At 66.8% G+C, this 5,737-nt stretch carries 5 protein-coding genes; 3 read left to right on the forward strand and 2 right to left on the reverse strand.

What is annotated here, in order from left to right; translation table 11 throughout:
• Both AC1VTH_RS06025 and bilS read left to right on the forward strand, forming a co-directional pair.
• Positions 1-589: TSUP family transporter (locus AC1VTH_RS06025; protein ID WP_481335257.1), on the forward strand; the 589-nt coding region annotated here is incomplete at its 5' end.
• Positions 590-690: 101 nt separating this feature from the next.
• Positions 691-1,218, forward strand: a complete 528-nt coding sequence (gene bilS, locus AC1VTH_RS06030; RefSeq protein ID WP_481335258.1) for a flavodoxin family protein BilS — start codon at positions 691-693, stop codon at positions 1,216-1,218.
• 212 nt (positions 1,219-1,430) lie between these two features.
• Here bilS and AC1VTH_RS06035 read toward each other — a convergent pair whose 3' ends face one another.
• Positions 1,431-2,753 carry an argininosuccinate synthase gene (locus tag AC1VTH_RS06035; RefSeq protein ID WP_481335259.1) on the reverse strand — a complete coding sequence of 441 codons (1,323 nt, stop codon included), beginning with the start codon at positions 2,751-2,753 and terminating at the stop codon, positions 1,431-1,433.
• A 103-nt stretch (positions 2,754-2,856) separates the two neighbouring features.
• Positions 2,857-3,327: an arginine repressor gene (locus AC1VTH_RS06040; RefSeq protein ID WP_481335261.1), complete on the reverse strand. Its 471-nt coding sequence runs from the start codon at positions 3,325-3,327 to the stop codon at positions 2,857-2,859.
• Positions 3,328-3,621: 294 nt separating this feature from the next.
• On the opposite strand from AC1VTH_RS06040, the gene AC1VTH_RS06045 reads away from it, so the two are divergent.
• Positions 3,622-5,640, forward strand: coding sequence for a GTP-binding protein (locus AC1VTH_RS06045; RefSeq protein ID WP_481335262.1), 2,019 nt, complete (start codon positions 3,622-3,624; stop codon positions 5,638-5,640).
• Positions 5,641-5,737 lie beyond the last annotated feature (97 nt).

Below are 5,737 nucleotides of genomic sequence, written 5' to 3' on the forward strand. Positions count from 1 at the left end.
CGCCCGCACCCCCTACCCGCCCACAGCCATCCCGCTCTCCATTGGCGCGGCGGCGGGCGGCGTGGCCGGCAAGGTCGCCTTCAACGCCATCCGCGGCTCGCTGGGCACGCCCGAGACCGTGGGCGCGGTCCAGGCGGCGGTCCTGTTCGCGCTCTCGGCCGCAACGGTCATGTACACGCTGCTTCGCTCGCGCGTGCGCACGCTGCACATCACGGGCACCGTGGCGAGCGCGTTCATCGGCGCCGTCACGGGTGCCATGTGGGCGTTTCTCGGCATTGGCGGAGGCCCCTTCAACCTGGTGATCCTCACCCTGCTGTTCTCGCGCGAGACGCGCGACGCCGCCCGCGAGTCCATCCTTATCATCGCGTTTTCGCAGGTAGCAAGCCTCGCCTACACCATCGCGTCGGCCAGCGTTCCCGAGTTTAGCCCGCCCATGCTCGTTGCGATGGCCACGATGGCGGTCGCAGGCTCGGTCGCGGGCAAGCGCGTCGCAGCGCGCATCTCGAGCCGCGGCACCGACGCCCTCTACGCGCTCACCCTCGTGGTCGTCATGGCCCTGTGCGCGCGCAACTTCCTGGCGCTGCTGTAACGCAGTCCTTACAAGCGCGGGCCAACGCTGCGCAACATGATCCCTAAAAGCGGGTATAACCCCAGAACAGGTACGTAAAACCGCGCATTCGGGGGTCAGGCATGGATTTCTCAGTCGTCTTCTCCAGCAAGACGGGCAACACCAAGCTCGTTGCCAAACGCATCCGCAAGCTCATGGGCGAGCAGGACTGCACCTACTTTGGCAGCGCCGAGAACGCGCCTAAGGCCGCGGGCAAGGCCAGCGTCGTGTTCGTGGGCACCTGGACCGACAAGGGCAGTGCCACCGACGACGTCATGGCGTTTATCCACTCGCTCGACGGGGCACGCGTGTTCCTCTTTGGCACGTGCGGCTATGGCCAGGACGAGGCCTACTTCAACACTATCCTGAGCCGCATTCGCGAGGGCCTGAGCAAGAACTGCGAGGTCATCGGCTCGTTCATGTGCCAGGGCAAGATTGCCGAGGCGGCGCTCGAGCGCTACCATGCCATGCTTGCCGCGGCCGAGCCCGCGAGCCCCGAGGCCAAGCGCGCCCAGCTGTTCATCAAGAACTTCGAGGAGGCCCGCAGCCACCCCAACAACGACGACCTGCGTGCCCTTGAGGCCTCCCTGCGCGCCGCGGGCCTCGTCTAACGCCTCGCGGCGTCGGCAGATCCGCCGCACATCGCCTAACAGCACAGCCAGCGCCGGGCCGGAGCCACCTCCGCCCGGCATTTTCATGCCGCGAGGCCACCTGCTTCGCCTCGCGCCAGGCACCTCGCATAAGGCAACCAGCCGCGCTCCACACAAAAGGGCCGCCTCCCGCATAAGCAGAAGACGGCCCCTATCAACCAAGGTCTCAGGCACTACTTGCCCGCAACGCCCTCGGCGCCGGCCTCGTCGGTGCCAGCGGCCTCGGCCTCGTGCACGCCCATCGCGGCAATCTGCGCGGCGGCAGCCACGCCCGCGGCGCGCTCGCGCTCGACGCGGCGCTCGGCCCACACGCGGTTGGGCAGGCCAAACAGGTCCATGAAGCCCTTGGCGGCCGTGCGGTCAAAGGTGTCGCCCTTGTCGTAGGTGGCCAGGCCAAAGTCATACATCGAGCTGTCGGCACGCGAGCCGATAACGGTGCAGCTGCCCTTGTACAGGTGCAGGCGAACCTCGCCGGTCACGGTCTTCTGCGTGCTCGCGAAGAACGCGTCAAGGGCGTCCTTGAGCGGCGAGTACCACAGGCCGTTGTAGACCTGGCGGCTCCAGTCGTGCTCGAGCTGCAGCTTGGTGTGCAGCACGTCACCCGGCAGGCACAGGCCCTCGAGCTGCTTGTGCGCCATGATGATGGCGAGGGCGCCCGGCTGCTCGTAGCACTCGCGGCTCTTGAGGCCCACGAGACGGTCCTCAATCATGTCGATGCGGCCAAAGCCGTGGCTGCCCACGATCATGTTGAGCGCGGCGATGAGGTCGTAGAGCTTCATGCGCTGGCCGTCGATGGAGACGGGCAGGCCGCCCTCAAAGCCCAGGACCACGTCGCGGGCCTCGTCCGGGGCGTCCTCGGGGTCAACGGTGATGGACCAGGCGCCCTTGGGGGCCTCGTTCCACGGGTCCTCGAGCACGCCGCACTCGATGGCGCGGCCCCACACGTTCTCGTCAATCGAGTAGGGGTTCTCCTTGGTGGCGTCCACGGGAATGCCGCGCGACTGGGCGTACTCGATCTCGCTGGAGCGGGTCGTGAGCTCCCAGCTGCGCACCGGGCCCAGGATCTCGAGGGTGGGGTCGAGGGCCTTGCACTCGAGCTCAAAGCGCACCTGGTCGTTGCCCTTGCCGGTGCAGCCGTGGGCGATGGCCACGGCGCCCTCGGCCTGGGCAACCTTCACGAGGTGGCGGCAGATGGCCGGGCGCGACAGGGCGCTGAGCAGCGGGTACTTGTTCTCGTACATGCCGTTGGCAAAGATGGCCTTGGCGATGAAGTCCTCGGCGAACTCATCGCGGATGTCAACGTCATAGGCGGCGACGGCGCCAAGCTTCTTGGCCTTCTCGTTCACCGCGTCGATGTCGGAGCGCTCCTCGGACGGCTGGCCCAGGGCGGCGATGCAGGAGACCACATCGTAGCCGTCGTCCTGCAGGTACTTGAGCAGGCACGAGGTGTCGAGGCCACCGGAATACGCGAGAACGACCTTACCCTTTTCGGACATGTGGGTCTCCTTACTATCAAGGCTAGCTAACGGTTTGGGGGTGGTGCGGGCGCGGCCAAGCGTGGCGACCGACTAATGCGAGAAGCGCGAGAGGGGCAAATGCCTACTCGCGCACGCCTCGCAGCTTGTTGACGAGCTGCTCGAGCGAGGCGGCCTCGGCATCGGTCATGCAGACGACCATGATCGTGTCGTCCCCGGCGATGCAGCCGGCGATGTCGGGCAGGCTGGCATCGTCGATGGCGGCGGCGACGCCCTGGGCGGTGCCGGCCTGGCTGTGGATCACCACGATGTTGTTGGCGCGAACAACGTTCGTAACCAGCGTCGACACCATGGTCTGCAGGTGCAGGTCCTCGGAGAGCACGTAGACGCCCTCGGGGAGCTTGCGCAGCCCCATGTCGGCGATGTCGCGCGAGATGGTGGCCTGCGTGCACACGAAGCCGAGCTTCTCGAGCTCCTCGACGAGCGCGCGCTGGGTCTTGATGGACTTGTCGCGAACGATCTCGCGAATGGCGTCCTGCCTGTTGAAGCGCTTCTTCACCTGGTTGCCTTTCTGGCCGTTATACTCTCGTTGCATACACAAGGCGCAGCGACGGCGCGCGCAACCCTGCATTCACAACAGAATGCATATTAGCACGCTTTCATGCGCATTTTTCGCAAATATTCGAATTTTTAAACATCTCTATGCGAGAAATAAGACCGTATCGATGCAGAGCCGCATGAGCTGGCACGACGATGCGTGAGCGCGTTGTCAAATGTGAGACATAGGGACAGTCTCTTTGACTCATCGCTCAAGCGTTCGCGCGCAAGAAGACGCCGTTCAACCCAGATACACTAGTGGAGCACCGTCAGCTCATCCCCGGGAGGCCACGTGATCGTAGGGTTGCTCGCACACGTCGACGCAGGAAAGACCACGCTCGCGGAGGCCCTGCTCTACGATGCCGGCCGCACGCGCAGGCTGGGTCGCGTGGACCACGGAGACTCCGCGCTCGACACCAACGAGATGGAGCGCGAGCGCGGCATCACGATCTTTGCCGCCCAGGCCGAGCTCGAGCATGCGGGCCGCAGCGTCACGATCGTCGACGCGCCCGGCCACGTCGACTTCTCGGCCGAGGCGGAGCGCGTGCTTTCGGCCGTTGACTGCGCCGTGCTGGTAGTGGGCGCAAACGACGGCGTGCAAGGCCACACCGAGACCCTCTGGCGCCTCCTTGCGCGACGCGCCATCCCCACCTTTGTCTTTGCCAACAAGATGGACCTGCTGCCAGGCGGCGACACGCCCCAGACGCGCGCGGAGGTGCTCGCAAGCCTGCGCGCCCACCTTGCCGCAGACGGCGGCGAGCTCATCGATGCGGACGGGCTCATGCACGGGGACGCCAGCGACGCCCTCGAGGCAGCCGCCGCAACCGACGAGACGGCCCTCGACGAATATCTCGAGACGGGAACACTCTCCCCCACCACGCTCGCCCGCCTCATGGGCGAACGGCGTGTCTTCCCCGTTCTGTTTGGCTCGGCGCTCAAGAACCAGGGCGTCACCGAGCTGCTCGACGCCCTGGTTGCCCTAGGTCCGCAGCCCAGCTGGCCCGCCGCGTTTGCCGCACGCGCGTACCGCGTGAGCCACGAGGGCGGCGAGCGTCTCTGTTGGCTCAAGGTCACGGGCGGCACGCTTCGTGCAAAGCAGCAGCTAGAAGGCATCGATGCCGGCAAACCCTGGGCCGAGAAGGCCAACCAGCTGCGCATCTATACCGGCGAGCGTTACGAACTCGTAAGCGAGGTCGCCGCCGGGCGCACCTGTGCGGTCACGGGCCTTAGTCACGTGCGCCCGGGAGACGTGCTGGGCGCCGAGCCCGCAGGCGAACCGCCCGTGCTGGCTCCCGTCCTGGCCTACGGCGTGGAGCCTGGCGAGGGCACGGACAGCCATGCGGTGCTCGTGGCCCTGCGCGAGCTGGCCGAGGAGGACCCACAGCTGGGCGTTGCCTGGGACGAGCGGGTGCAACAGGTAAGGCTACAGCTCATGGGCGCCGTTCAGCTCGAGGTTGTGCGCGAGCTGCTGCAGCGCCGCTATGGCCTTACCGTGAGCTTTGGCCCCGGGCGCATCCTCTACAAGGAGACGATCGACGCGCCGCAGATGGGCATTGGCCACTTTGAGCCGCTGCGCCACTATGCCGAGGCGCACCTGCTGCTGGAGCCGGGCGAGCGCGGCAGCGGCGTCGTGTTTGGCACGCGCTGCAGCGAGGACGAGCTCGACCGCAACTGGCAGCGCCTCATCCTCACCAACGCCATGGAGCGCGACCACCTGGGCACTCTCACGGGCGCACCCCTCACCGACGTGCGCATCACGCTGTGCGCCGGGCGGGCGCACGCCAAGCACACCGAGGGCGGCGACTTTAGGCAGGCCACCTACCGGGCGGTGCGCCAGGCGCTCATGTGCGCGCGCGAGCAGGGCCACTGCGTGCTGCTCGAGCCGTGGTACCACTTTAAGCTCGCGGTCCCGGCCGACAAGATCGGTCGGGCGCTCACGGACCTCACGCGCATGCACGCGCGCTTTGGCTCGCCCGATGCGACGGGTGAGACGGCCACGATCGCAGGTGAGCTGCCGGCCAGCGAGCTGGGAGACTATGCGATAGACGTGGCGGCCTACACGAGCGGCCGCGGCAGCCTCATGCTTGAGCTTGCGGGCTACAAGCCCTGCCACGATGCCGAGAAGATCATCGAGCAGGCGGCCTACGAGCCCGAGGCAGACCTGCCCAACACGCCTGACTCCGTCTTCTGCAGCCACGGCGCGGGCTACACCGTCAAGTGGAACGAGGTGCCGGCGCATGCCCACGTAAAGGACGGCCCCACCCTCCTGCGCCCCTGGCGCGAGGCAGACGCGTCCTTCTTTGCAGGGTAGACGGCCTGTGCCGCACGCACGGGTGCGAGCGACGCCCCGCCGCCAAATCGCTGAAATCGACGCTACCCCACTTGAAGCTCACCAAATCGCTCAAATC

This window comes from Parolsenella sp., assembly GCF_982402205.1.